The organism is Psychrobacter sp. MES7-P7E, assembly GCF_002863645.1.
Taxonomy (GTDB): Bacteria; Pseudomonadota; Gammaproteobacteria; order Pseudomonadales; family Moraxellaceae; genus Psychrobacter.
In genome coordinates, this window is the sequence record NZ_PJBU01000022.1 from 1 (window position 1) to 5379 (window position 5379).

At 38.3% G+C, this 5379-nt stretch carries 6 protein-coding genes; 2 read left to right on the plus strand and 4 right to left on the minus strand.

From position 1 onward, the window contains the following. Together CXF62_RS01180 and CXF62_RS01185 are read right to left on the minus strand one after the other, a co-directional pair. The coding region (locus CXF62_RS01180; protein ID WP_102092612.1) for a type II toxin-antitoxin system RelB/DinJ family antitoxin at nt 1-246 on the minus strand (246 nt) is incomplete at its 3' end. 90 nt (nt 247-336) lie between these two features. Continuing rightward, entirely contained in the window at nt 337-612 is a 276-nt protein-coding gene (locus CXF62_RS01185; RefSeq protein WP_068039764.1) for a hypothetical protein, read from the minus strand. Between the two features lie 458 nt (nt 613-1070). On the opposite strand from CXF62_RS01185, the gene mobV reads away from it, so the two are divergent. After that, nucleotides 1071-1967, plus strand: a complete 897-nt coding sequence (gene mobV / locus CXF62_RS01190) for a MobV family relaxase (RefSeq protein WP_068039766.1) — start codon at nt 1071-1073, stop codon at nt 1965-1967. A gap of 420 nt (nt 1968-2387) precedes the next feature. After that, nucleotides 2388-3335: a replication initiation protein RepM gene (gene repM, locus CXF62_RS01195; protein WP_082787309.1), complete on the plus strand. Its 948-nt coding sequence runs from the start codon at nt 2388-2390 to the stop codon at nt 3333-3335. A 345-nt stretch (nt 3336-3680) separates the two neighbouring features. Here repM and CXF62_RS01200 read toward each other — a convergent pair whose 3' ends face one another. Both CXF62_RS01200 and CXF62_RS01205 read right to left on the minus strand, forming a co-directional pair. Continuing rightward, complete coding sequence (locus CXF62_RS01200; protein ID WP_068039753.1) at nt 3681-4820, minus strand: zinc-dependent alcohol dehydrogenase; 1140 nt, start codon at nt 4818-4820, stop codon at nt 3681-3683. A 399-nt stretch (nt 4821-5219) separates the two neighbouring features. Continuing rightward, nucleotides 5220-5379: type II toxin-antitoxin system RelE/ParE family toxin (locus CXF62_RS01205; RefSeq protein ID WP_145990512.1), on the minus strand; the 160-nt coding region annotated here is incomplete at its 5' end.

Below are 5379 nucleotides of genomic sequence, written 5' to 3' on the forward strand. Positions count from 1 at the left end.
GAGATCACCAAAGCTATCGTACTTAGTGCCTTTACCGCTCGCGACCTCAGCAATAGCCGCAATCGTTTGCGCGTTGAGCTTAGGTTGTTGATAGTCAAAAGACAGAGGAATCGCATTAGTATCGGCTACTTGGTTTAAGAACAGTCTTATGGCTTGTGAAGGTGTTAATCCATAGCTTTCAAGAACAGAAAAAGACCTATCCTTCAGATCCTGGTCAAGCCGTATATTATAATTAGTTGTAGTCATAGCAATCACCTTTCGCTTATATTCGTACCCCCAATATAAGCGAAAGATGATTAAACCTCAATAACTATAGCGTTCCATCTTTTCGCTAATCTAAGTGGTAACAGTCTGCTCATTTAATCCAGCAAGAAAATCATCAACCGTTTTCTCAATGCTTTTTTGCATGACATACAGATCAGAAGTGGAGTACTTCCCCAGCTGATTTCTTTCATCCATGACTTCAAACAGCTTGTTTCTGACTACTTCTTCGTGCGTTTTATCGTCAATCAACAGCAAATTAAGCTTCACGACAGCTCTATTATAGGCTTCTTGGGTAGCTTCAAGCTGAAGGCTTTTATTGCTAGCTACTGATACACCGATCATGCTCATAAATAACTCCGCTACTAGAATCATCTGTAGCTACAGATGATTTTTTTAGGTTAATAAATTATTGATACCAGCCTAAGATTATGCCAGTGAAAAACGAGAAGTAACGCTCTTATACCCCCTTTTTTGTAGCAGATTTTACGACAGATAAAAAAACCGTTATTTCCCACCTAATTTGATGACTACACCATACGCACCCTAAAGGGACTGCCAAATAGCTGATATTGTTAGGTTTATTGAAATTTGAGTGTTTGCAAAGTGTAAACAAAATCGTTCTTAGTTATTGATTTATAAAGAAAAAAGCTGTTTACAATCTGTAAACAGCCAAGTTGAAAAACAGTGAAAAATAGCCCTTTTTTACCGCCTTTTGCGCCAAAAATCACGCTTTCCTAACAGGTGAAATTATGGTGTAGTAAGTACACTTTAATGAAATAACACTCAATTATAGGAAAAAAGTGGCGATGAACTATGCAATTTTGAGAACAGCAAAATTAAAGACGATGGGCAACATCGGTGGCAGTCTTGCACACAGCTACCGAACGATAGAAACGCCAAATGCTGACCCCAACCTCACCCCTAAAAATCATCATACCGTTGCGACCCCTGAAGCCGTCAAACAGGCAATAAAAGATCGACTTCCTGAAAAAAGACGCGCTGATGCGGTGCTATGTATTGAGTATTTAATAACCGCCAGTCCTGAATGGGAAGGTTGGGGAAAAAGCCAAGAAGCTGAATTTTTTAAGCGATCTGCTCAGTGGCTCATGGATAAACATGGAGAAGGAAATATTGCAGGTATGAGTATTCATCGGGACATAAGTACACCGCAGCTGGTCGCTTATGTCGTTCCTATTGACCAAAAAGGGAAGCTCAACTGTAAGGGTTTTCTAGGCGGCAGGGTTAAGTTAAATCAGATGCAAACCGATTTTGCCAACACGGTCGCTGATTTAGGGCTAACGAGGGGCAAGGAAGGCTCTAAAGCCAAACATACCAGCATCAAGGAGTATTACCACGACATCAATCACGCGCGAGATTTTAGTATTACGACCGTAGCGCCTAAGCCTGAAATGTTTGAAAGCAAGGCTAGATATGGGGAAAAGGTCACAATAGCCGTTATTGAGCAAGTAGAACCCACTGTGAAGGCAGCAAACAGCATCCTGATGGACTACGAGAAGGCTAGATTGGATAAAAACGTTGCGGAAGAGAGCTATGACACCCTTAAAAAACGTGTTGAGCCTTACTTGATGGCTATTGATGGTCTAAATCAAGAGGAAATTGCTAGAGTAAACGAAGCAATGCAGCTAGAAAGCCATAAAATCGCTGTAGAGATGGATAAAATAAAAAAGGCTAGGTATGTATAAGAATTAAGGTAGAAGGCTATTAAATCTCATTTTGTAGGCAAATAGAGTAGTTTCTATAGCTTATTACTGAGGTTAAGAAAAAATTGATCAATCATCTGATCCAAGAAGACATGAGAAAAGCCAAATATTTTATGGTAACTAGTGCTTTTTTCTTTTGTCTTTTTAGTTAGTAAAAAATAAAAAAAATGCTTTTAATGCTTTTAAATGCTTTTAAATGCTTTTAAGCCCTCTGTATCCATTGGTATTAAAAGGATACAAGCACCATTCGAATACGTTTACTTACCCATTCGAATACGTTTACTTACCCATTCGAATACGTTTACTTACCCATTCGAATACGTTTACTTACCATTTGAATACTTGAATAAAATAGTATTCGAAGATACAATTAAATATAAGTATTCAAATTTGAAGGTTATTATGTCTAAATCTAATCTAGTAGTGAAAACTAATTATCTAAATACCGTACTACAAAATCTAAAACTATCAGAAATACGCATTGTTCAGTTAGCCGTTGTAGATGCTAGAGAGACTGGTACAGGGTTGAGTGCAGAGATACCACTTCGTATTGATGCTAAAAGATATGCTGAAGTTTTTAATACCACTCGCCAAAACGGTTATCTAATGATGAAGGACGCTGAAGATACGCTATTTAACAGACGTTTTAGCTATGTTGATGATGAAGGTAAGTTAGTTAAATCTCGCTGGTTATCCCAAGTTAGATATTTAGATGACGAAGGAGCGATTGAAGTTGTATTTACTCCGGCTGTAGTACAAGGGATTACTCGGATTGATGGGGCTGAAGAGTTTTTCACTAAGTATTTACTAGAACAAACAGCCGAAATGGATAGTAATTATTCAGTAAGGCTCTATGAGCTGCTGGTTCAATGGAAGCAAGCCAAAAAAACACCTGTTTTTGAATTGGAGAAGTTTAGAGGTCAGTTAGGATTAGAGTCTGATGAATATCAAACTATGAGCAACTTCAAAAAAAGGGTCTTAAACCTTGCTGTTGAAGAGATAAACGAAAAATCAGATCTCAATGTTAGTTACACTCAAAAGAAAAAAGGTCGCAAAATTGCAGGATTTAGTTTTACTGTTCATGAAAAGCCAAAAGCTAAGAGGGATGTAGTTAATAAGGAGCGCGACGTTAGTACAGGAGATATGTTTACGGTCGATGGATTGAATGATAAGCAGCTAGGGCGAATTGCTCGTAATCCTGCTTTTATGGCGGAATACAATCATTTAGTAAGCCCTACTAGTCCAGCTGGTCAGTCACAGCAAGGTTGGGAGTTTGAAATGGTTAACCGCCTTAAAAAAGACCCTACGCAGTTTAACAAACGTCCGATTAGAGAATATCTTGAATACTAAATTATATTGCTCGATAAGAAATAACTAAGAAGCCTTGTAGCCCAAGCTATTCACTTTTCAGATTTTTACTCAATATTAAATAAATTTTTCATACATATAATAGAAAGTTTATTGTGCTTTACACTTCTAAGCTTTAAGACCATCTAAGACAGTTAGTTGGTTTTTTAATCCCTAAACCCATGAAAATCGGTTGGGGGGGGGTGATTTTTTTGTCGTGTGCAGAGAAAAACAAGTTAAAGATTTTTTTGCTAGCTGCTTTAGCGATAACCATTATTTAAGACAATCTCGTTAAAGCAGCTATGACCTAACCTTTAAATGTTAAAAGTAAAGGGCAAATTTGAAAAATTAAGGAGTTAAAATGACTTTACGACATTCTTCTTCACGCTTTTCGAAAATTTCATAACCTTTAGCAGCGTCAGACAAATTCATACGGTGAGTAATAATAGCTTCAGGTGATAAATCACCATTTTCAATATACTCTAATAATTGTGGTAAATACTTGTGTACATGGGTTTGGCCCATTCTGAAAGCAAGCCCTTTATCAAAAGCGTCACCCATTAAGAAATCATTAATGGGTCCTGCATATATACCAGGAACACTAACGACCCCGCCACGACGCACAGCTGCCATACATTGACGTAAAGCTGGAGCGCTTGATCCTTCAATTTTCGAACTGCCCTTAGCTTCAAAGCCAACCGCATCAATAACACCGTCAACGCCGCGATGTCCTTTGGTCTGTTCAATGATGAATTCAGCAGCATCTACCTTATCGAAATTAACCGGAATAGCCCCGTACGTATCTTTGGCATACTGCAAACGGTAGTCATTATGATCTACCACGAAGATCTGCTCAGCGCCTAACATTTTGGCACAAGCGGCTGATAACAACCCCACAGGACCCGCTCCATAAATAGCTACGGTTGAACCTTTAGTAATATTGGCATTAGTCACGGCCTGCCAAGCAGTTGGTAAAATATCTGATAAAAATAAAACCTTCTCATCTGACAGTGAGCCATTTACTTTGAACGGATTAAAATTACCTTTAGGAACCCGTACAAAATCTGCTTGTCCACCAGGAATCCCACCATATAAATGGCTAAAACCAAATAAAGCAGCCGGTGGCGGAATTATTTTTTTATTAATAGCAGCGCCTGGGCCTGTATTTGTAGTCTCACAAGCGGACATTAGGTCATGCTGACAGAAAAAGCAGTTACCACATGCAATAACAAAAGGAATAACAACTCTATCGCCTTTTTTAACAGCAGTAACTTCAGAGCCTACTTCTTCAACCACACCCATAAACTCATGGCCGAGGATATCGCCTTCCTCGGTTTCAGGTATTTTGCCACGATATAAGTGTAAATCTGAACCACAAATTGCAGTTGCAGTCACACGTAAAATAACATCATCTTTTTCTTGCAGTTTAGGCTCTGGGACATTGTCCACTCGCACATCTTTAGCACCATGATAAGTTAAAGCACGCATAATTTCTCCAGTTAAGTAAAGCTTGCAAAATCTCGATAAACAATAATCTGTGAGAATACAAGATGAAAGTTATTAGAATCAGTGGTTTATGTTATCTAAGTTAAGTATTACTCAATTATATTAGCACCTTGAAAATCGAGATTTATAATCAACGTGTGTTAAAAAGGTTGCGTGTTGTAAGTGAAAAGTTGTAGTGGTCAACTAATTTAGGATACCCGATAAATTAACTTTTCGAGTCCTCCTGCCGAGGACTGAAGGCTTATAAAAGCTGTTTGTATTTTTAAAGTAACTTTTCTTGTTAGATAAGGATATACCCTAGTGGAACCGTCTTAAAAGCCCCAAAAGTCTATTAACAGACTACTCAAAATAGACTGTCATTATGGAACCACTTGAATTAGGCTAATCAAACACTTCTGAATGGCTACCTAGCCTAACAAAATCTACCGTATCGTTCTGAACACGGTAGATAAGCACCAAGTCAGGCTTGATATGGCAGTCTCTAAATCCCTTATGATTGCCGGTCAACGCATGATCTTTGTATTTAGCCGGTAGCGGTATG